General features: G+C 36.1%; 16 protein-coding genes and 6 pseudogenes. 14 read left to right on the plus strand and 8 right to left on the minus strand.

The window, feature by feature from the left end:
• Positions 1 to 161: 161 nt before the first annotated feature.
• Positions 162 to 1144 (minus strand): annotated as a pseudogene (locus L0Z58_RS04445) (IS4 family transposase); the annotation flags it as partial.
• 25 nt (positions 1145 to 1169) lie between these two features.
• Positions 1170 to 1559, minus strand: coding sequence for a hypothetical protein (locus tag L0Z58_RS04450; protein ID WP_227738649.1), 390 nt, complete (start codon positions 1557 to 1559; stop codon positions 1170 to 1172).
• On the opposite strand from L0Z58_RS04450, the pseudogene L0Z58_RS07080 reads away from it, so the two are divergent.
• From L0Z58_RS07080 to L0Z58_RS04480, 5 genes and pseudogenes are all read left to right on the plus strand, one after another.
• A pseudogene (locus L0Z58_RS07080) lies at positions 1455 to 2305 on the plus strand (IS5 family transposase). The gene L0Z58_RS04450 and the pseudogene L0Z58_RS07080 overlap by 105 nt on opposite strands.
• Positions 2306 to 2312: 7 nt before the next feature.
• Complete coding sequence (locus tag L0Z58_RS04465; protein WP_227738607.1) at positions 2313 to 2651, plus strand: hypothetical protein; 339 nt, start codon at positions 2313 to 2315, stop codon at positions 2649 to 2651.
• A 12-nt stretch (positions 2652 to 2663) separates the two neighbouring features.
• The gene (rpsO, locus tag L0Z58_RS04470) at positions 2664 to 2936 is read left to right on the plus strand and encodes a 30S ribosomal protein S15 (RefSeq protein WP_010962917.1); all 273 of its coding nucleotides are present in this window, start codon (positions 2664 to 2666) and stop codon (positions 2934 to 2936) included.
• A 14-nt stretch (positions 2937 to 2950) separates the two neighbouring features.
• The gene (pnp, locus tag L0Z58_RS04475) at positions 2951 to 5224 is read left to right on the plus strand and encodes a polyribonucleotide nucleotidyltransferase (protein ID WP_010962918.1); all 2274 of its coding nucleotides are present in this window, start codon (positions 2951 to 2953) and stop codon (positions 5222 to 5224) included.
• A 205-nt stretch (positions 5225 to 5429) separates the two neighbouring features.
• A pseudogene (locus L0Z58_RS04480) lies at positions 5430 to 5813 on the plus strand (IS66 family transposase); the annotation flags it as partial.
• A 28-nt stretch (positions 5814 to 5841) separates the two neighbouring features.
• Here the strand turns inward: L0Z58_RS04480 and L0Z58_RS06655 are convergent.
• From L0Z58_RS06655 to L0Z58_RS04490, 3 genes are all read right to left on the minus strand, one after another.
• Positions 5842 to 6270, minus strand: a complete 429-nt coding sequence (locus L0Z58_RS06655) for an IS630 family transposase (RefSeq protein ID WP_255322255.1) — start codon at positions 6268 to 6270, stop codon at positions 5842 to 5844.
• A 42-nt stretch (positions 6271 to 6312) separates the two neighbouring features.
• Positions 6313 to 6693, minus strand: coding sequence for a helix-turn-helix domain-containing protein (locus tag L0Z58_RS06660; RefSeq protein ID WP_007549224.1), 381 nt, complete (start codon positions 6691 to 6693; stop codon positions 6313 to 6315).
• A gap of 89 nt (positions 6694 to 6782) precedes the next feature.
• A protein-coding gene (locus L0Z58_RS04490) for an IS5-like element ISWpi1 family transposase (protein WP_099606204.1) occupies positions 6783 to 7615 on the minus strand; the annotation gives its coding sequence in 2 pieces (ribosomal slippage) (positions 6783 to 7246 and positions 7246 to 7615; 834 coding nt in all).
• A gap of 57 nt (positions 7616 to 7672) precedes the next feature.
• Between L0Z58_RS04490 and L0Z58_RS04495 the strand changes: the two are divergent.
• Positions 7673 to 8273: pseudogene (locus L0Z58_RS04495) on the plus strand (transposase); the annotation flags it as partial.
• Here L0Z58_RS04495 and L0Z58_RS06665 read toward each other — a convergent pair.
• Together L0Z58_RS06665 and L0Z58_RS04500 are read right to left on the minus strand one after the other, a co-directional pair.
• Complete coding sequence (locus tag L0Z58_RS06665) at positions 8266 to 8400, minus strand: hypothetical protein (protein ID WP_255322256.1); 135 nt, start codon at positions 8398 to 8400, stop codon at positions 8266 to 8268. The pseudogene L0Z58_RS04495 and the gene L0Z58_RS06665 overlap by 8 nt on opposite strands.
• Positions 8391 to 11189 (minus strand): WPE palindromic element domain-containing protein, encoded by a 2799-nt coding sequence (locus L0Z58_RS04500; RefSeq protein WP_173862904.1) that lies wholly within the window; start codon positions 11187 to 11189, stop codon positions 8391 to 8393. Before L0Z58_RS04500 ends, L0Z58_RS06665 begins: the two co-directional genes overlap by 10 nt.
• 99 nt (positions 11190 to 11288) lie before the next feature.
• Between L0Z58_RS04500 and L0Z58_RS04505 the strand changes: the two genes are divergently transcribed.
• The 6 genes and pseudogenes from L0Z58_RS04505 to L0Z58_RS04530 form a co-directional block, all read left to right on the plus strand.
• The gene (locus L0Z58_RS04505; RefSeq protein WP_010962921.1) at positions 11289 to 14387 is read left to right on the plus strand and encodes a phosphoribosylformylglycinamidine synthase subunit PurL; all 3099 of its coding nucleotides are present in this window, start codon (positions 11289 to 11291) and stop codon (positions 14385 to 14387) included.
• 95 nt (positions 14388 to 14482) lie between these two features.
• Positions 14483 to 14995 carry a membrane protein gene (locus tag L0Z58_RS04510; RefSeq protein ID WP_010962922.1) on the plus strand — a complete coding sequence of 171 codons (513 nt, stop codon included), beginning with the start codon at positions 14483 to 14485 and terminating at the stop codon, positions 14993 to 14995.
• A 50-nt stretch (positions 14996 to 15045) separates the two neighbouring features.
• Positions 15046 to 15186, plus strand: coding sequence for a hypothetical protein (locus L0Z58_RS04515; RefSeq protein ID WP_010962923.1), 141 nt, complete (start codon positions 15046 to 15048; stop codon positions 15184 to 15186).
• 425 nt (positions 15187 to 15611) lie between these two features.
• The gene (gene uvrA / locus L0Z58_RS04520) at positions 15612 to 18407 is read left to right on the plus strand and encodes an excinuclease ABC subunit UvrA (protein WP_010962924.1); all 2796 of its coding nucleotides are present in this window, start codon (positions 15612 to 15614) and stop codon (positions 18405 to 18407) included.
• Between the two features lie 54 nt (positions 18408 to 18461).
• On the plus strand, positions 18462 to 18776 hold the full coding sequence (locus L0Z58_RS04525) for a hypothetical protein (protein WP_010082388.1): 315 nt from the start codon (positions 18462 to 18464) through the stop codon (positions 18774 to 18776).
• 227 nt (positions 18777 to 19003) lie between these two features.
• Positions 19004 to 19264 (plus strand): annotated as a pseudogene (locus L0Z58_RS04530) (double zinc ribbon domain-containing protein); the annotation flags it as partial.
• 25 nt (positions 19265 to 19289) lie between these two features.
• Here L0Z58_RS04530 and L0Z58_RS04535 read toward each other — a convergent pair.
• Positions 19290 to 20122 (minus strand): IS5-like element ISWpi1 family transposase gene (locus L0Z58_RS04535; RefSeq protein ID WP_099606204.1). Its coding sequence is split into 2 segments (ribosomal slippage): positions 19290 to 19753 and positions 19753 to 20122, totalling 834 coding nucleotides; the frame shifts between segments, so codons are not numbered across the junction.
• 58 nt (positions 20123 to 20180) lie between these two features.
• Between L0Z58_RS04535 and L0Z58_RS06825 the strand changes: the two are divergent.
• Both L0Z58_RS06825 and L0Z58_RS04550 read left to right on the plus strand, forming a co-directional pair.
• Positions 20181 to 20649, plus strand: a pseudogene (locus L0Z58_RS06825) (ComF family protein); the annotation flags it as partial.
• A 67-nt stretch (positions 20650 to 20716) separates the two neighbouring features.
• Positions 20717 to 21526, plus strand: coding sequence for an ankyrin repeat domain-containing protein (locus tag L0Z58_RS04550; protein ID WP_022626377.1), 810 nt, complete (start codon positions 20717 to 20719; stop codon positions 21524 to 21526).
• Position 21527: the final 1 nt, after the last annotated feature.

A 21527-nucleotide genomic window follows, 5' to 3' on the forward strand; every position in this document is an offset into this window, starting at 1 on the left:
TGAATATGTGCGTCCACACAGACTTAAAGCACATATTCATTAGCTTAAGCAGAAATTGCTGTGGTAGCTGTTTGATATAAAATTCTATTTCTATGACAAACGGGTTTTTATTGCCCATATAATTTGCAAAATTACACAAATAAAAAAATTTTTAAAAAACATAGTTGATACCAACTAATTTTTTCAACACCTTCATCGAAAGTATTAACTGAAAGATTCGTTAATAGCATCCATTCTAGCGGTTTTTTTTAAGGGAAGGGGAGTTTTCTCAACAACATAAACTGCATAAAGTGGTAATTTAGGTAGTTCTTCCGTCTTATGCCTAATATTATTCTTAGATGGATTCATCATAAACTTTCCAAATCTAACTTCCAAACGTGCTGTTCTTTTTGGCTTATTATCTTTTACAGGAACTTCAACTTCTACCGTACCTGCACAATGAGAGGATTTAATAAATGCCCATAACTTCTGCTCACCTTTTTCAGGATATCGAGATTTTCTATTTACTGCTCTATCTCTGCATGCTCTAACTAGCACTGCCGAATTAAGATTATGTGCAAGCTCAAAAAAGTCATATATATCTGCTTCTCTATCGCATACAGTTATAGTCTCAGTTTGAGTTGGATCAATAATATTATTTGTTTTTCTTAAAGTTTCCAACCACTTTACGCTTTCTTTATCTTCAATGCGATCGCTCTTTTTTTTAAGGTTCTCAGTTTCTTCAGGTCTTGAATAAGCTTTTTGATCTAGTATCCCTAGTACCAAACCTTCTATACTAACGGCAAGAGCTGTATGCATTATAATACCTTTTGCAGTATCATAACTGGACAAATTTGCTAATCCGCTTGTTTTTTTATGGTTATTATATACAATGTAACTGGTATCTTGAATGACAAGAACCCTCTTGTGAGCTTTTGTTCTCTCAACCGTCTTATTAATATGTGTAGCTAAAATATCACTTTCTTTTACATTCTCATTTTGAAAAAAACGTTATGCTGTTTTTGCTTCTGACCAACTTTCACATGCTTGATTAATCTAACTTTCAGGTAATTTTGTCAAACATATCAGCAATCTTTACTAATCGCTCAGTTAACCTTTTATCTCCAAATTCATTTTTAGCCCATTCACTACTTTTACTTGCCATTTTACACCCTCAATATTTGCAAACTTTAATATTGTAATATTTTACTTTTTAGTCCATTTATATTTGTGGGTAATAGTAAGGAATGACACCGTCTTGGATGGAAACCAGTGTCAGCTACTTTCATGACACCATCACAAGGTGAAACTGGATCCCAGTGGGCTTTGTTGCATCGCTCAAGCGAAAAGAACTGGCAGTTACTGACAAAATTCATTATAAATAGCCATTTAACTGTTGAAGAAAAAATATGCCACAAAAAATGAGAGTCAGTAACTGCCATGAATATAGCAAATTTCTCCAAGAAAGAGGAAGCATTTTTTGTTATATCAATGACGCCATAGAAAATTGGTACGAGAATTGTCCAAAAATGCAGGGCGGCAACTATATTTATAGTGATAAAGTTGTGATTTTGGTGCATATAATCGTCAGTTTCTTTAGAATTGGTTTAAGACAAACAGTCGGGTTTATAAAAGGGTATTTGCAACAAATAGGAAGAGATTTGCAGCTATTCACAAGCATCAAAAGAAACTTAATATTAAGATAAATGATTGCAGAAAATAATATGGAAGATATCGAAATTGCTATAGACAGTACAGGAATTAGTATATACAACAACACACAGCAAGGAAAATAGCACTGACAGAAAATATCGTGGCTATGAGCAAACGAGAAAATTGCACGTAATGTTGAATATAAACAACAAAAAAGCCATAGCTGTAAAATACAGTAACGGCTGATCACTATGGAGCTTGTGATTTGCTAAAAGAAGTCGATTTTCAGTATGTCATAAAAGTACTATATGCAGATAGGGCATATGACAGAGAAAAGCTCTATAAGCTGTGTAATCAATATGGTATAAAAACGAAAATTCCTCCGAAAAACAACGCAGCAGAGCATCCAAAGTTAGACTATATGGCTGAGAGAAATTCTGCAGTCAAGCTCATAAAGTCATATGATGAAGATGGTATAAAGAAGTGGAAAAAAGAGATGAGTTATGGAAAAAGATCTTATATAGAAAGTTTTTTCTCGCAACTGAAACAAACATTCGGGTTTAGTTTTAGGAATAAATCTGAGACAAATAGAGAGAAGGAACTACTTGTTAAATGCTATTTGCTCAATAAGTTCACTGATATTGGTATGGCTAAATTTGAGATAGCTTCATAAATTTATTGTGCGTTACCTACTATCCGAAGAGCGATGCAACAAAGCCATCCCAGTGTCAGCTACTTGGATGACAGAGGGGGGTGGGATGACAGAAGATGATGGAGTGACAGGGAGTAATACAAAAAGTTTCGTCATCCCCATTGAATCGGCTTTAAAATCGATGTTCAAAGTTGAAATTTCCCTAGAAGATGCGGGGAAAATCAGAAAAGGTCAGGAAGTTGTATTAAATAACTTGCGTAATTTAAAGAATCATGATATTTGTTGTACGGTGGTGAGTAGTGTACCTATTGCAATCTGCAGTTTTATTTATGGTTGTGTGAAACCTATTCGTGTTTTTAATATTTAAAATGAGGTTTAGATGTCGATAACATCCGAAAAGAAAAAGAGTTTGATGAATATATATGCAATTAAAGAAGATGATACAGGCTCATCTTTTGTACAATGTGCAATTTTGACCGAGAGGATCAGTAACTTAACTGAGCATTTTAAAGTGCACAAGCATGACCATCACTCTAAGCGTGGTTTACTTATATTGATAGGTAGAAGACGCAAGCACTTAAATTATATAAAGCGTAAATTTGGTAATGAAGCCTATCAGGAATTAATAGAGAAGTTAGGCATTAGAAAATAATCGAGGAATTTAATATGTTTAAAATTATAAAAAAATCTATAGAGTGGGGTGGTCGTGCCTTATCTTTAGAAACAGGAAAAATAGCACGCCAAGCTCATGGTTCAGTAGTTGTAAATTACGGTGATACTTCTGTTTTAGTAACTGTTGTACGTAAAAAGAAGGAAGAAAGCGTTGATTTCCTACCTTTAAATGTGCAGTTTATCGCAAAAAGCTATGCCATGGGTAAGATCCCTGGCGGGTTTTTTAAAAGAGAAGGCAAGCCATCTGATAGAGAAACTTTAATCTCAAGAGTAATAGATAGAAGTATAAGACCACTATTCCCAGAAGGATTTCATGATGAAATTAGTGTGGTGTGCAATCTATTAACTTATGATACAGTCAATCCTCCTGAAGTGCCAGCATTGATTGGTGCTGTTGCAGCTCTTGCAATTTCTGGTGTTCCCTTTCACTTTACTATAGCTGGAGTGATGGTTGGTTGTGATGAAAATAATAACTATATACTCAACCCTTCTGTTCAAGAGATGAAAGCAAGCAGCTTGGATCTGTTTTTGTCTGGTGATGAAAATTCAATTTTAATGGTTGAATCAGAAGTGAAAGAGCTCTCTGAAGAAAATGTTTTTAATGCAATAAAATTTGGCCATGAACACCTTAAGCCTGTCATTAAGCTCATAAAAGAGTTTGCTGATACAATTGGCAATAAACCTGAGAGCTTTGCCCCTATTGATGCATCAGATATAACACAAGAGCTCGAAAAATACGGTAAAGATTTTGAAAAAGCATATTCGCAAACAGTAAAACAAGAGCGAGTTCAAGCTCTAGAAGCGATCAGAGAGAATATATTGAATACTCTTAAAGAAACTGGAAAAGACGAAAAGTTAATTACGTATGCAGTAAAAAACTTTGAAAGATCTTTAGTACGTGAAATAATTAGGAAGAAAAGTGTAAGGATAGACGGTCGTAAGCATGATGAGATACGTCAGATAGAAGTTGAAGTTGATATTCTGTCCAAAACTCACGGTTCTGCACTATTTACAAGAGGCAATACTCAGGCACTGGTTGTTACTGCTCTTGGCACCACTCAAGATGAGCAAATTGTGGATGATATTGAAGGGGATAGACGTGAGCATTTCATGTTGCATTATAACTTTCCCTCATTTGCTGTTGGAGAAACTTCTGCTGCGCGTGCACCAGGAAGAAGAGAAATCGGTCATGGCAAACTTGCTTGGAAAGCAATTCATCCTGTTTTACCCGATAAGTCTGAATTTCCTTATACAATAAGAGTAGTGTCCGAAATTTTGGAGTCTGATGGTTCTTCTTCTATGGCAACAGTTTGTGGGACTTCTCTTGCTTTAATGGATACGGGTGTGCCAATAAAGGCCCCTGTTGCTGGAATTGCTATGGGTCTCATCAAAGATAAAGACGAGTATGTAATACTTTCCGATATACTTGGTGATGAAGATTATCTTGGTGATATGGACTTTAAAGTAGCAGGAACTAGTGAAGGGGTTACGGCGCTACAAATGGACATGAAAATTTCTGGTATAAGCTTTGAAATTGTTGAAAAATCTTTAGAACAGGCAAAAGCTGGAAGATTACATATTTTAGAAAAAATGAATGCAGTGATTTCAGAACACAGTGATGATGTCAAAGACCATGCACCAAGGATGTTATCATTTTACATAGATAAAGACAAAATTTCTGCTGCTATAGGTTCTAAGGGGAAAAATATACGCAGTGTGTGTGAAAGAAGTAATGCAAAAATTGAAATAGGAGATGATGGTAAAGTTTCTGTTTTTGCTACGAGTGGCACTGAAGCTGAAATTGCAAAGAGTATGATGATTGATTCAATAACAGAACTAGAACAAGGTTCTATAGTTGATGTCAAGGTTGTAAGAATAGAGAAGTCTATTGTAGAGCTTGAATTTCTTAATGGCAGAAAAGGAAAAATGCACATAAGTGAAGTAGCTAATGAACATATAGATTCTATAGAGAGCGTACTTAAACAAGATGATACTTTCAAAGCACTAGTAATTGACTTCGAAAAAGGTGGGTGTCCAAAGTTGTCAAGACGTCGGGTTGATCAAGAGACGGGAGAGTTTTTTGAAGGTGAGCTTTACAACGAGGAAAGGAAAGATGGTCCAAATGACAGGGATAATTATTACAATAATTCATTTAGTAGAAAACCTGGAGGAAGTCACCATAAGAGGCCTCCTCGTCCTCATTCTGGTTTCAGCAACAGAAATAGGCCGAAATTTGGTAATAATGATTCATCATCAGGTTTTTATTAAGAGTAAACTTCTTGCGTTACCTCTCGTCATTCCAGTGCTTAACACTGGAATGACACCCTTTCTGGTGAAGGTTGTTCTCAAATCACAATGTTAGTACAATTGTGGTGTTAGCTATAGCTAACCCAAGGTATCCGTTCAGCGGAGTGGTAGAATAAGGTAGACAAAGTGATCTAAAAAGATAATCATAGAGCAAAAGTGAGGTAATGTGGTAAACCTTTTAGAACTTTGCAAAAATTTACAGCAAAAAATAGAAAAACTGAAAGCAGAGATAGAAAACTTAAAAGCAGAAAATAAAGCTTTAAAGATAGAGAACGCTGAATTAAAGGAAAGGCTTGGTTTAAACTCGAAAAATTCATCTCTACCGAGCTCTAAAGAATTGTACAAAACAAAAAAGGACAAGCCAAAAAGCGAAAGGAATGTTGGCGATCAGGTTGGGCATAAAGGAAATTTTCATGCCACAATGGAAGCGGATAAAGTAGTAAAAATAGAGTTGCCTAATATTTGCGAATGCGGAGGAGAGCTTGTAATATGCGAAAAACCTTATGTTCACCAAAAAGTTGATCTTCCGGAAATTAGGCCTTATGTAGTATAGCATTTCTCATAATAGTCCGAACAGGTCATAGGAAGGCAGAATCAACAGCACGACGAAAGGATTCGAATAGAGGAATGTTTTTCCTGGCTCTGTTTTTTATAGCAAACCAATGATGCTCAATTTTGTTGAAATCTGGAGAATAAGGCGGCAGATACAAAATTTCTGCACCAACCCCTTTAGCAAGCTCGATAATCTTATCAGACTTATGAAAAGTAGCATTGTCAAGAATGACAGTCTGTCCAGGTTCCAAGATCGGTGTCAAAAATTGCTCAAACCATCCATTAAAAACATCCATATTACAGTGGCCTTCAAAGGTTAACGGAACAACTATCTTTCTTCCACTTAAGGCTGCAACCATACTGATTCGTTGAGTTTTCTTTCCAGATTTTAAGGCATAAAACCGCTGTCCTTTCTGGCAATATCCGTAGTTCGGTGTTATCAATGCCAGACTCATCTATATACACTAAGTTTTTAGGTTCTTTTGTCGCTATAATTTTCAAAAATTCAGCACGTTTTTCTTCGTTTCTTTCCTTGTATCCATATGTCTTTTTTTGCGCGTAAATCCAATTTTTTTAAGGGCTCGATAGATCGTTTGGATACTAACGTTGTTCCAAAGTTTAGCCATTTCCGATAGAGTCTTTCCTCCGTGTTCTCTGGCAAATTTGGCAAAGGTATCCCAGTCGGTAATTTTGTGATTGTAACCCCCATTTCCAAGTTTTTTTGATTGAAAGTCTCCTGTTTCTTTTCTTCTTTGCTGCCACTCCCATAAAGTAGTTCGCCCAATCTTAAATCTTGCTGCCACTGTTTCTCTGCTTTCTCCTTCGTCTAGCGCTTCCATTGCTTTTTTTCTTAAATCATAACTATATGCTGCTGGCATTCAACCTCCTTATCATCATCTACCCTTATCCTATCACATCCGGACTTTTATGGAAAGAGCTATAAGAGGTTGTCCGGAAACTAGTAAATTCAAGCATATTCCCTCTTTAACATAACCCTACTCATAGCTAGGTATATGAAATTCTCAGTGGATGTTGTGAGTAAATCATACTCCTTCGATAGCCTTCTATTCCTATTAACCCAAGCAAAAGTCCTTTCTACAACCCATCTTCTTGGCTGTACTTTAAACCCTTGTTCTCTTGTTGGTAGTAGCTCAGGTGGCGTATCTTTGTGCACCCAAAATCTACATGGAGGCCTTTTAACAATTTCAATATCTATGTCATATTCTTCCTTTATGTGATTCTTTAAATTTCTTCCTTGGTATCCCATGTCAGCCCACATTTTTTTAACTTTAGTATATTTTGTTCTCATATTGTTTAATGCTATTTTAATACCATCTCTATCATTTTCGTTAGCAGCGCCTACGTAACAACCTAGTATAAAACCCTGAGTGTCTGTAATTATATGCCTTTTTCTACCCTTTACTTTTTTACTTCCATCATAGCCTTTGATCCCCCCTTTTCTGTAGTCTTTACAGATTGACTATCTACTATACAGGCACTCGGCTGCTCATTCCTTCCTATTTTTCTTCTACTATATTTTGTAATTTCATAATTCATTTTCTCAAAAATTCCCTGCTTCTTCCATTGCCTGAACTGCTCATACACAGTCTTCCATAGCGGAAAATCATTTGGTAAATACCGCCATTGACACCCTGTACGCAATACATAGAAAATTGCTTCTAATATTTCTCTTTTGCTATACTTTGGCGGCCTTCCTCCTTTCTTGTATGATACTCTGAAGTGTTTTTCTATTCTTGACCATTCCCTTTCGCTTAGATCTGTTGGATACTTTTTTCTCATCTTTACCCCGTACTAAAATTTCAGATATTATAGCCTTTTACTTGTTTCCGGACAACCTCTAATATGGAAGATATCGAAATTGCTATAGACAGTACAGGAATTAGTATATACAACAACACACAGCAAGGAAAATAGCACTGACAGAAAATATCGTGGCTATGAGCAAACGAGAAAATTGCACGTAATGTTGAATATAAACAACAAAAAAGCCATAGCTGTAAAATACAGTAACGGCTGATCACTATGGAGCTTGTGATTTGCTAAAAGAAGTTGATTTTCAGCATGCCATAAAAGTACTATATGCAGATAGAGCATGTGATAGGCACAAGTTTTATAAGTTGTGTAACGAATATGATATAAAGACAAAAATTCCACCAATAAACAATGCGGCAGAACATCCAGAAATAGATTATATGTCTGACAGGAATGCTGCTATTAGGTTAATAAAATTATACGGTGAAGATGGCATGAAAGAATGGAAAAAAGAAGTAAATTATGGGAAAAGATCTTATATTGAAGGGTTTTTCTCAAGATTAAAGCAAATATTCGGATTTAGTTTTAGGAATAAATCTGAGATAAATCGAGAAAAAGAACTAAATGCTATTTGCTTAATAAATTCACTGATATTGGTATGGCTAAATTTGAGATAGTTACATGAATTTACTATAAATCACCATCTCATAAAGTGTGATGCAACAAAGCCATCCCAGTGTCTGGGCACTGGGATGACACCCTTTTGGATGGAAACCAGTGTCAGGTACTCGGATGACACCATTTACAACCACTCTCCTACCCTTTCTAGCTGTTTATAGCTGTTAAATCTCAGGAATTTATCAAAATATGGAGAGGCAATAAAGGGTGTGGAATTACTTAAATAGTTAGATAAAAAACCAGGCAGATCATTTTTTAATTCTTGCATTTTGTATCTATAATTTTGTATAGAAATAACTTTTATTTTATCATAATCAAGTTTCCAATAAGCAAGTTCTGAGACTTCTCTTTTTGTTATATATTCTACCGCTAAGGCTTGTAAAATTAATTGCGGAAAAAATCCCGACATTACTTCTTCATTGGAAGGTGGTGTACCAAGCTTATAGTCTATAATTGCCACTTGCCCACTTGGTAGATACTCAACTCTATCACATCTTGCTATCAGTGAAATTTCTTGTGGCTTATTTGTCATCCAAGCAGTTTCATACTGATCACAAGAACCAGTGTCACGCGCTGGAATATGAAATATCGGACAGGAAAAGTTCTTTTCCAACTCAACATAATTGCTTCGAGTTTCATCAAATTCGACAAAAGATTGAATTATCTTTTGTAGTCTTACCCACCACATATTTGAAAAATTAAACTGACTAGTCGAGAATGCTTCTCGTGCAATGCTCATTGGAGATTTTTTGTTGCGTAAATATCTTGCAAGAATGTTGTGTACCATAGTGCCAAATTCCAATATCGATGGCTTGAAATTCAAGTCTCTTAATTGTTTAAGACCCAGTATATATTCAACGTAAAATGAATAAGGATTACGAATTAGCTTTTCTATTGCACTGCAAGACATCACCTGCATTTTTTCTTTTCTAACTTCGGTTTGAGGTTTTGGCATAGGCTGAGTACATGGAACAGTACATTCAGGCGTATTTAATATCCTTAGCCAATCACGATACGGCTGCTTCCCCTCCTTGAGTAGAATTTCCAAACGCTGCAATAGAATTGGCTTTCTATGGCTTAGCGATCTTGTAATATAAACCTTACTTGCACAAAACAAATTGTGTAAAGTATAAAAAAAATACCCCTGCTCTTCTTGTGCAGAAGGAAGATTAAATTTTTCTCTCGTAAGTGCATTCAAAAGCGGACTTTGAAAGCTTGGCGCTTCATTAAATCCAGCAAGTATTACAACTTTGTTGTGATATAAGCTGAATTTATTCAAGTCACTTGCTACAAAGAAAAACTCTTTCTCTAAAAATAAGGTCAGAATTTGGCTATATAACTCTAAGGAGCATTTAATTCCTACACCCTCACATGCATTTGAGAAATTACAGGTAAAATTACCTATTTCACTATTTAGCTCTGAAAAATTTATACCAGATAATATATTAATACACTGCAAATGAGTTGCTACCACATCGAAAATAGAGCAATTTATAGAACGAAGTAAAGGATTAAATATAACCTCTAACTTACTGATAATAAGTAATATATCTTCTTTGTATTTTAGCTTTTTATGGGCATTGATAGCATTTATAATATCGCTCAGACCATTTGTACTAAAGTTGCGTAATATCTCTATTTCAAATTCAGATAAAATCCGAGTGTACTCTTCTTGAGTGTAACCAAAAGTCACTAGCCTATGTTTAAGGAGCGAAAGTAATGACACACTGCTCCAATTTGAGGTCAAAACTTCGATACTATAAAGCAGAAGCGTTATATAAGGGTAATTTTCCGGTATGGCACTGTGTTGCCTTGATAAACATGCTATACGAGCTGCAAGTAATTTATCAAAGACGACCAAAGAAATGTTTTCATAACCTTCATTTTCTATAATTAATGATGTCACTTGTGCTTCTTCCTCTCTGGAATCACAAGTGATGACTTCAATATTGCCAACATGTCCACTACTAACTTTGCTTAGATCGGCAGTTGTATCAAAGACGTAATCTAGATATTCCTCAGGACTTCCTGTTATCCCAGCCCTTTCTTCTGTCATCCAAGTAGCTGACACTGGGATCCAGTTTTCATTATACAGCCACCTGGTGCGCTCATTTAAAGTTAAGTTTTCTGGATCCCAGTGTCTGGGCACTGGAGAACACGCTTCTGGCAGAAAACTCACATCCCTTCTATCCACTTTTAAATAATCGAGCAGATCTTTCAGGCAATATTGATAATGTTTTTTATCAAGCGATTTCCAGTCTTTCTCTTTAATTTTCAAATTCAAGTTAGGCAAAATTATTTTTCCAAATGGCAGATCATATATAGCCCTAATTAACGACTTATCCTTTCCAATTCCAACAAAGATTATATATTGGTCTTTTTGTAAAGAGATTATCATATTGTTTATGTAATCACTCTTATGTTTTAATATATCTACTACTTCTAAATCTTTTAAAGTTTTACTCCAAGTCTCAGTGAGTAAGCTTATGAAATTCTCTATTTTTTTTGAATGTTCATCAAATTGATAACAATCCGTTGTTTGGGTAGATTGAATTTTATCAAGCAGTGATGGCAGGCTATAAGCTAAATCAATTGGAAAATTATCATTATTTTTTCTATTCCACTCCAATATGAATTGAATGAGTAGCAGTGTCCTTTTTGTTGGCTTGATAACTTTAACCCTATCAAGATTTAATATTAAATCTTCCTCATCAATATTCTCTAGCGAAACTATCTCTGGCAAAATTATGCATTTTTTAGCGTTATGATTCTTGAATGCACTCAGCAGCGCTATCACATCCCTCTTGCAAGGAAGTATGATTTTTACTTCAGGAATTTTTTCTCTTTCATATTCAGAAAATATGTGCTGAACCAGCACATCAAAAAGAGATTCATCCACATTAACGGTAAAAACTCTTCCCACTAACAGTAACAATTAATACAATATTTTATTGTATAGAAATTATTCAAAATATAAACGTGCTTGTATGCTATTATATATTAAAATTTTTTATAACATTACATGGCAAACATTAGAATAGAAGTTTTAAATAAATGCGAGCAAATTGGCTGCAGATGGTTAGTCAACGTTTACTCGATTTACATACGCAAAGAATTACCATCCAAATTATATGAAGAAATTTGCGGGCTATTTTATAATAAAGTCATACAAAACTGCCGTTATTATTCCTACAATGAAAACCTTGAAGAAGTTCCGTATGATTTCATAGAACCACAAGCAAAGTGGGGCTTGGAAATAAGCTTCCTACCTGGCATGACCGATAATGTAGGCAACACAGTGAAACAAATTGTTAGAGAGTATTTAATAAGCAAAGGCTATATCGACCAGCCTGTCATCCCAGCCCCTTCTTTTGTCATCCCAGTGCTTGACACTGGGATCCAGAAAGAGAAAACGCAGATTCCAGCGTCACGCGCTGGAATGACACCAATTGAGATCAAAGCAAGAAGTTCAAAATTGATTCTAAGTCAAGGAGATTTACCAACCGAAGATGATATAAAACAAGAGTTCAACCCCATCACTGAGTATTGCACACTTATCTGTAAAGAAAATAATAACTATAGCTGGAAATATTATGGTAAATATAAGTCATTAAATACCCACTCCGGTGTCATTCCAGCGCGTGACCAGGAAAAAAAAGAATGGATCCCAGTGTCAAGCACTGGGATGACAGAAAAAAAGGCTGGGATGACAAAAGAGAGCACTGGAGTGATATCAAGTAGTAATGGGGCTAAATCTGTTGATTTAAATGTAAGTGACCAAGAACTTGAGAAAATCAGCAGAGATGGAATCGATGGTAATGGCACTTTAGGGCTCTCGCTGGCAGCAATGAAAGCTATAAAGGATTACTTTAAAAAACTTGGTAGAAATCCATATGATATTGAACTTGAGTCTCTGGCACAGACTTGGTCTGAACATTGTAAACACAATATTTTTTGCTCCCCTATTGATGAAATAAAAGACGGTCTATATGCTCATTATATTAAGCGTGCAACGCGTGAGATAAATTCTGACATATGCGTGTCAGTTTTCTCCGACAACGCAGGAGGAATAATTTTTGATGACGATTACTTGATTGTAGATAAAGTTGAAACTCACAATAGCCCTTCAGCTCTTGATCCATTTGGTGGAGCAATGACCGGAGTGCTTGGAGTTAATCGCGATATAGTGGGTTTCGGGAAAGGCGCAGAGCCTATAATGAATACCTATTACTTTTGCTTTGCCAAAGAAGCAAAAGGCAAATTTTATAGGGATAAAGAGCGCACTGATGAGATCTTACCGCCAAAATATATAATGAAAGAAGTGATTCACGGTGTTAATGTTGCTGGTAATTGCTCTGGTATTCCAACACAACTTGGATCGGTATATTTCGACGATAGATTTTGTGGCAAGCCATTAGTTTTTGTCGGAAGCATTGGAATTATTCCACGCAATATAAATAATGCACCTTCACACATTAAAGGACCAAAAAATGGCGATAAGATTGTAATTATTGGCGGAAGAGTTGGAAGAGATGGAATTCACGGTGCAACGTTCTCTTCAGAGGCTTTATCGGGAAATAGCCCTTCAACAATTGTGCAAATTGGTGACCCTATAACACAAAAAAAATTATCCAATGCCGTCATAAAAGCAAGAGATCTTGATCTTTATAATGCAATAACGGATAACGGAGCAGGTGGGCTGTCGTCGTCTATTGGTGAAATGGGAAAAGACGGATTTGAAGTTGATTTGAGCAAGGTTCTCCTTAAAAACGATGGTATGGCTCAGTGGGAAATATGGATATCAGAATCACAAGAGAGAATGACCTTAGCAGTGCCAGAAGAAAATCTCCCTATGTTTAAGCAAATCATGAAAAAACATGATGTGGAGGTTTGTGTGATTGGAGAGTTTAATGAGAGTGGTAAAGCTGTTGTTAAATGTCCTGAAGGGACAGTAATAATGGACATCGAAACTGAATTTCTGCATGATGGTAATCCCAAAGTGCATTTACAGACGAAACCGTGGTCTAAGGGGCTTCCAGCGCTATGCGCTGGAATGACAACAAGTTCGCCTTCTTTAGCAATTGAACTAAAAGAAATGCTGAGCAGACCAAACATTTGCAGCAAAGAGTTCATAGTGGTGCAATATGACCATGAGGTTCAAGGGTCGTCAGTGCTGAAACCACTGCAGGGCAAGGGAAGAGTGTGCAGTGAAGCTATTGTTTCAAGGCCAATCCTTTCTTCAAATAAAGGTGTTGTAAAATCGCAAGGATTTGGCTCAAGTTATGGAGAAATTGACACCTACCACATGGCAGCATGTGCAATTGACACCGCGATACGCAACTATGTAGCCGCAGGAGGAAATATAAATCATCTAGCGTTGCTCGACAATTTTTGTTGGTGTGATGCTTATAATCCAGAAAGGTTGTGGCAACTAAAGAAAGCTGCAGAGGCTTGTTACGACTTCGCAACTGCATTTAAAACACCATTCATATCCGGAAAAGACAGTATGTTCAATGACTTCAAGGGATATGATGAAAATGGCGAGAAAGTGATAATCTCTGCACCACCTTCATTACTCATCTCAGCAATTGGAATTATAGAAAATATTGAAAATGCGGTATCGCTTGATGTAAAAATGCCAGGGGACTTGATATATGTGCTTGGAGAAACACTTGATGAACTTGGTAGATCTGAATATCAGTTATATAGTGGAATAGGTAATAACAACGTACCAAAAGTTGATGCAAAGAGCGCTAGGAAGTTGTATGAGCGTTACAACCAGGCAAGAAAAGATGGCATAATTGCCTCTGCAATTGCACCAAACTTAGGCGGATTAGTTATTGCTCTGGCAAAATCGCTAATTGCAGGAGACCTTGGTGCTGAAATCGATCTTTCACTAGTGCCAATAGGAAAAATACAAAATACAGACATAATAAACAAGATAATAATGTTTTCTGAATCGCAAAGTAGAATTTTGGTTACTATTGCACCACAAAATCAGAAGAGGTTTGAAGAATTGTTTGAAGGTGCAGTTTATTCATGTATTGGCAAAGTAACAGAGAAAAAGGTGCTAAACATAAAGGATGTTTTCAAAGTAGATCTGAAAGATGTGGCATGCTAATATAAAATATTTTTCTTATTATGCTAAATAACTCTTTTACTATATGTAATGTTTATTTAGAATGAATGTATGTTATTAATTTTGGGTAGGTAATTATGTCTATTTTATCGATACTCCTGTTTATCAGTCTTTCTTTACTCAACACTTCAAATAAATTGATGATATGTGCTGCCTTATTTGTGGGAGCTGCTTTAGTTGTAAATTCAATGGTTGAATTTTATGGCAGAAGCAAAGCTACGTACAACTTAATAGTGTGTACAGCGCTATGTTGTGTTTTTAAATGGCAAAGTTTTAATTTGATGATATTGATTTCATATACTGCAATTTTAGTATCTCTTCTCTCAAGCATAATTATTTTTGAAAAATTGAAGTCCAAGTTGAATTTTCATATGGCAAATTTCATTACTTTAATTATAGCATCAGTGGTTGATAGTGCCGTTGTATGTGTTGGATTACTATACAAATTTTCTGCAGGTAAATGCCTATCAATATATACTAGAGACTTAATTTTTAAGTTTTCTTATCCGTCAGTATTGAGCATCTGTTTGTTTGTAGGAATGTATTTATTTTGCTTGGCAAACAAGAAGTATTTTAAGATTTCCACATAACCTGTTTTCTGATATAGCTAAACTGACTTTGGGTCCTAGGGGTGTATTTGGTGCGTAACAACAGTTTAGAATTTATAGGTAGCCTAAACCCACAACTGTACAAACATTATGATTTGAGCCTATCAGGGGGGTGTCATTCCAGTCTGGAATCCAGAAAAAAGAATGGTGTCATCCCAGTGCTTGACACATAGCTGTACGAACATTCATTTTTGAAGGTAAATTGCACAGCAAATGGTGTCATTCCAGTCTGGAATCCAGAAATTTTGCTTATAACTGAGCTGATGAGCTAAAGGTAGTTGTCTTACGCTAAAACAAACGTTTTTAATTAAGTTGCATAGAACCAGTGTCTGGGCACTGGCCCACTGGTGGGAATTGCTCCTAAACTGCAACGTTCGTACAGCTATGTGCTTGACACTGGGATGACATCATAGGGGCACTGGCCTACTTAACTGTCATACCGTCGCGGTATCTCAGCCGCTAACAAGTAGCGGAATGACGATTTATCAAACGCTGCCTAATTTTCCGTAACAGTTGAAAAAATCAATAGAAAATCAATATATCACTATAAATTCACGTATTTTGAGGCTATAATGGTTAATACGTTATATGGTATAATATGGACGATTTTATCAGAGTTAAGGGCGCAAGGGAAAATAATCTGCAAGGTGTAGACGTCAATATACCGAAAAATAAGCTAGTTGTTATAACTGGGCTAAGTGGTTCTGGCAAGTCTAGCCTTGCATTTGATACGATTTATGCAGAAGGCCAACGCCGATACGTTGAAAGCCTGTCAGCTTACGCGCGTCAATTTCTCAACATTCAGGATAAACCAGATGTTGAGTCGATTACAGGTCTCTCTCCTGCAATATCTATCAACCAGAAATCGATCTCAAAAAATCCAAGGTCAACAGTTGGAACTGTTACCGAAATTTACGATTACTTGCGCTTAGTATATGCACGAATAGGAGTTCCTTATTCACCTGCAACTGGATTACCAATCACAAAACAAACGGTGTCTCAAATTGTAGACACTATAATTGCGTTACCTTTAGAAACTAAGATATATATACTTGCCCCTGTTGTGCGTGGTAGAAAGGGAGAACATCTTAAAGAGATATTGGAAATTAAAAGACAAGGTTACGTAAGGTTCAAAATAGATGGTGAAGTGTACAATGTAGATGACTTGCCTAAACTCGATAAGAACAAGAAACACGACGTTTTTGTGGTTGCAGATAGAATATCAATATTGGGCGATATAGGAAATCGACTGCCAAGTAGTATAGAATCCGCACTAAAACTTGGTAATGGTCTAATGTATGTAGAAATAGTAAACCTACCTGACAACCATAATTCCGAGTATAAAAATGGTCAAATTCTGACTTTTTCAGAGAATTTTGCATGCCCCGAGTCTGGTTTCACTCTTGAGGAAATAGAACCAAGATTATTTTCTTTTAACAGCCCTTACGGTGCATGTGGTTCGTGTAATGGGCTTGGTAAAAAACTAAGTGTTGATATAAAGCTAATAGTACCGGATGAAACTCTTTCAATATCTGAGGGTGCTTTAAAGCCAGTGGGATCAATGTTCCGCCAAGTGCACACAGGTTATGGATTTCTAAAAAGTGCAATTCTATCACTGGCTGAAAACTACAAATTTAACCTTGATATTCCGTGGAAGAACATAGATCAAGAAGTAAAAGATATGATACTCTTTGGCTCTAATAAATTTCAAGGTTTGATCAGTATCTTGGAGAACCAGATGGATTATGATGAAACACTTGTTGAGCGATATTGCTCTGTCACTCACTGCAGAGAATGCACTGGCTATAGATTGAGAAAAGAAGCGCTTACAGTAAAAATTGATAGCAAACATATAGGTGAAATATCAGGGCTTAGTATCGATGAATCCCTTAAGTGGTTTGAAAATTTGCCAGACAAGCTCACAGAACAACAGAAGCAAATCTCAAATAAAATACTAAGTGAAATAATCAAGAGGCTAACATTTTTAAAGAATGTAGGGTTGAATTACCTAACGCTTGATCGAGAATCTAGCACTCTCTCTGGCGGTGAGAGTCAGAGGCTCAGACTTGCTTCGCAAATTGGCTCAGGATTAACGGGGGTTTTATATGTTCTTGATGAACCCTCGATTGGCCTTCATCAATGTGATAATGATCGGTTAATTGCCACACTAAAAAACTTAAGAGACATGGGTAACACTGTAATCGTTGTTGAGCATGATGAAGATACAATAATGGCTGCTGATTATGCGATTGATATTGGTCCTGGAGCTGGCGTAAATGGTGGAAAAGTTGTTGCAGAAGGAACACCAGACCAGGTGCAAAGAAATTCAGGGAGCATAACAGGGCAATATTTGAGTGGAGAGAAAAAAATTTTAATTCCAAGGAGAAGAAAGCAAGCAACTCAGTTCATAAAAGTAATAAATGCATGTGAAAATAACTTAAAAAATGTAAACGTTAAATTTCCTATAGGGAATCTTATTTGTGTTACTGGAATATCAGGAGGGGGAAAATCAAGTTTAGTCATAGAAACGTTATATAAATATTCAGCACATAAGATACATCATTCGTCTGCAAGGTATGGTCAGTGTGATAGAATAGAAGGCCTTGAATATATAGATAAAGTTATAGAAGTTGATCAGTCGCCAATTGGTAGAACTCCTGCGTCAAATCCAGCAACATATGTTGGTATGTTCACTCATATAAGAAATTGGTTTGCAGGTCTTTCGGAGTCAAAAGCAAGGGGATATAATATAGGCCGGTTTTCATTTAATACCAGAGGGGGAAGGTGTGAGGCTTGTAAAGGTGATGGGCACTTAAAGATAGAGATGCATTTTCTACCGGACGTTTATGTGAAGTGTGAGCAATGTAAAGGGCGAAGGTATAATCGGGAAACATTGGAAGTTACTTATAAAGAAAAATCAATCTCTGATGTGCTTGATATGACGATAGATCAGGCTTGTGATTTTTTTGAAAACCTTCCAATGGTAAAAGAAAAGTTGGTTTCTTTGCAGGAAGTAGGGCTTGGCTATATAAAACTCGGACAGTCGTCAACAACGTTGTCTGGGGGTGAAGCACAACGAATAAAGCTGTCCAAAGAGCTATCAAAACGATTTACCGGAAGAACATTGTATATTCTTGATGAGCCAACAACTGGATTACACTTTGAAGATATAAATAACTTACTAAAAATACTCCATAGATTAGTCAATCTGGGAAACACTGTTATAGTTATCGAGCACAATTTGCACGTTATAAAAACTGCAGATTATATAATAGACATCGGACCAGAGGGCGGAATAAAAGGCGGAGAAGTGATTGCTACTGGAACTCCAGAAGAAGTGGTAAAAATTCCAGAAAGTGTGACAGGCAGGTATCTTAAAACGTATTTATTATAAACTATTTCTTAATTATATTAGGCTAGGTTGCATATTTATGATTTGGAGATAAGAATGTCAGTATATCGATACTTTAGAAGGTACGTTGAATATGGAGTTGTACCTGCTAAGAAAGCAGAAGATAACACACTAGTTCCAGAAAATAGTTTCTATAAATCTGTACGTTACGTTGATAATGTGCTAGGACCTGTGAAAGATGTAATTTGTGGAGTTGAGAGTAAAGACAATTATAACAAGTATTATCAAGATAATGATAAACGTGGGTCACAGGGCAGAGAAAGTGTATTCATTGTGTGCACTTGGTGCTATTTTAGCAGCCAACATAATATTGCAACCTTTATGTTTGATACTATAACTAAAGTGACTTAGGTTTACCGACGATTTGATAAACGACAAATTCGTCATCCCGCTGCTTGTTAGCGGGATCTAGAGATACCGCGGCGGTATGACGTAGGAAAACCTGACTTGCACTAGCTACAGCACCCAGCAGTGGCTCAGTTTGAACTATATTGAAATGGAATAAAAAGTGAAAGAGTGTAAGCTTAAGTTACTTTAGCTATACTATATAAATTATTTTATAATATATTTAATGAGTTGTGAACCTTCTCTTACTAAAAAAAGCTACAAATCTCATATTTCCAAGCGTATGCGTAAGTTGCGAATGTATCATTGATGAAAATCTTAATCTGTGTAGTGAATGCAACAAAAAAATCAATTTTCTAACTAAGCATTACTGCAATGTTTGTGGCGTAGTAATCTCAGACAATATTTATACGTGTGGTAAGTGCATCATCAATCCTCCACCGTTTAAAGTATTAAGATCAGTTTTTGCTTATGATCAACATAGTAGAAACATGAGAGGTTGTCCGGAAACTAGTAAATTCAAGCATATTCCCTCTTTAACATAACCCTACTCATAGCTAGGTATATGAAATTCTCAGTGGATGTTGTGAGTAAATCATACTCCTTCGATAGCCTTCTATTCCTATTAACCCAAGCAAAAGTCCTTTCTACAACCCATCTTCTTGGCTGTACTTTAAACCCTTGTTCTCTTGTTGGTAGTAGCTCAGGTGGCGTATCTTTGTGCACCCAAAATCTACATGGAGGCCTTTTAACAATTTCAATATCTATGTCATATTCTTCCTTTATGTGATTCTTTAAATTTCTTCCTTGGTATCCCATGTCAGCCCACATTTTTTTAACTTTAGTATATTTTGTTCTCATATTGTTTAATGCTATTTTAATACCATCTCTATCATTTTCGTTAGCAGCGCCTACGTAACAACCTAGTATAAAACCCTGAGTGTCTGTAATTATATGCCTTTTTCTACCCTTTACTTTTTTACTTCCATCATAGCCTTTGATCCCCCCTTTTCTGTAGTCTTTACAGATTGACTATCTACTATACAGGCACTCGGCTGCTCATTCCTTCCTATTTTTCTTCTACTATATTTTGTAATTTCATAATTCATTTTCTCAAAAATTCCCTGCTTCTTCCATTGCCTGAACTGCTCATACACAGTCTTCCATAGCGGAAAATCATTTGGTAAATACCGCCATTGACACCCTGTACGCAATACATAGAAAATTGCTTCTAATATTTCTCTTTTGCTATACTTTGGCGGCCTTCCTCCTTTCTTGTATGATACTCTGAAGTGTTTTTCTATTCTTGACCATTCCCTTTCGCTTAGATCTGTTGGATACTTTTTTCTCATCTTTACCCCGTACTAAAATTTCAGATATTATAGCCTTTTACTTGTTTCCGGACAACCTCTGATTATAAATTTCAAATTTTTTGATAATTTGAATTACGTAAAAATCTATGCAAAGTGGATACACCAAGCTAATCAGGATACATTTCAGAACGCAGAGATCATAATCCCTATACCGTTACATAAAATGCGCTTGTTTAAACGTAAATATAATCAAGCAGCACTGCTTGCAAAAGAATTGAGTAAATTGTCCAATTTATCCTATACGCCATTTGCAATAAAACGCCTTCGCCATACTGCGCCTCAAGCTGGTCTTTCACTTAAACAGCGTGAAAAAAAATTTAAAGAAGGCTTTTAAAACAAGCAACAAGAAAATTATCGAAAATAAAATCGTGATATTAGTTGATGATGTGGTAACAACCGGAGCAACTGTAAGATCTTGCTCTCAGGAAATTTTAAACTCCGGTGCAAAAGAAGTGAGAGTGCTATCACTTGCAAGAACGGTGAATGATTGTGAGGCTATTAAATAAAATCTTGCCTTGCTTTTACTATATCCATAAAATTATAATTTATAGTTGAATAGTTGTTGGGGAGCGTATGAGTATAAAAGAGCAAGAAATTGATGCTATATTCCAAGAAATAGAGCAAGAATCAAAAGAAAGTGACATAATTGAAGAAGTTAAGCAAAAGCTGCTCGCATGTAACCAAGATACATACAATCAGTGGAAAAGACTTAATTTTCACATAGATCATTTATTTGAAATACGGCAAGAGATTACCCATGCTTCTAGGTATTATACTACTGCGTTAAACATTGCTGCTCATAAAGGCTTAGTAAAAACAGTAAGACGTCTACTGGAGAAAGGTGCAGAGGTTAGTACACGCGATGGTGGTGGACACACTGCTCTGCATTGTGCCGCTAGCAGCGGTAATACGGAAATAATAGAATTACTACTGGAGCAAGGAGCACATATTCACTCATGTTCTAAACTTGGCTCAACACCGCTGCATTTTGCTGCTACTAATAATCATATAAATGCAGTGAGGTGCCTGTTAAATAAAGGAGCTAGTCCTTTAGCACTAGATAATAATAATTCCATTCCCAGTATGTTTGCTACAGACAAAGAGGTGATTGCTGTCTTGGAGAAAGCAGAAGAAGAAAAACATAAGAGAGAAATGGAATGTAAGAAAAAAAGGCCAGCAAAAATGATTGCTGTAGGTGGTATTGCAACTGCATTGATAGTGGCGGGTATTGGATACATTGTTGAATTACCTATACTAGTAACTATTGGTATATCTGTATCCATTGCATTAGTATCTGTTTGCGTTGCGTACGTAATGTCAAAACCTAACACTAAAATGGAAGGAACAGAGAGCTCTGTACAGGAAATTGGTCAGAGTATATAGG

The organism is Wolbachia endosymbiont of Aedes aegypti (genome assembly GCF_021496215.1).
GTDB lineage: Bacteria > Pseudomonadota > Alphaproteobacteria > Rickettsiales > Anaplasmataceae > Wolbachia > Wolbachia pipientis.

What these genes read in the sequence shown, in the direction of transcription:
- L0Z58_RS04550 (WP_022626377.1), top strand. Translation starts at nt 20,717, where the DNA reads ATGAGTATAAAAGAGCAAGAAATTGATGCTATATTCCAAGAAATAGAG.
- L0Z58_RS04510 (WP_010962922.1), top strand. Translation starts at nt 14,483, where the DNA reads ATGTCTATTTTATCGATACTCCTGTTTATCAGTCTTTCTTTACTCAAC.
- uvrA (WP_010962924.1), top strand. Translation starts at nt 15,612, where the DNA reads ATGGACGATTTTATCAGAGTTAAGGGCGCAAGGGAAAATAATCTGCAA.
- L0Z58_RS04450 (WP_227738649.1), bottom strand. Translation starts at nt 1,559, where the DNA reads ATGCACCAAAATCACAACTTTATCACTATAAATATAGTTGCCGCCCTG.
- L0Z58_RS06655 (WP_255322255.1), bottom strand. Translation starts at nt 6,270, where the DNA reads ATGAGTCTGGCATTGATAACACCGAACTACGGATATTGCCAGAAAGGA.
- rpsO (WP_010962917.1), top strand. Translation starts at nt 2,664, where the DNA reads ATGTCGATAACATCCGAAAAGAAAAAGAGTTTGATGAATATATATGCA.
- L0Z58_RS04525 (WP_010082388.1), top strand. Translation starts at nt 18,462, where the DNA reads ATGTCAGTATATCGATACTTTAGAAGGTACGTTGAATATGGAGTTGTA.
- L0Z58_RS04505 (WP_010962921.1), top strand. Translation starts at nt 11,289, where the DNA reads ATGGCAAACATTAGAATAGAAGTTTTAAATAAATGCGAGCAAATTGGC.
- pnp (WP_010962918.1), top strand. Translation starts at nt 2,951, where the DNA reads ATGTTTAAAATTATAAAAAAATCTATAGAGTGGGGTGGTCGTGCCTTA.
- L0Z58_RS06660 (WP_007549224.1), bottom strand. Translation starts at nt 6,693, where the DNA reads ATGCCAGCAGCATATAGTTATGATTTAAGAAAAAAAGCAATGGAAGCG.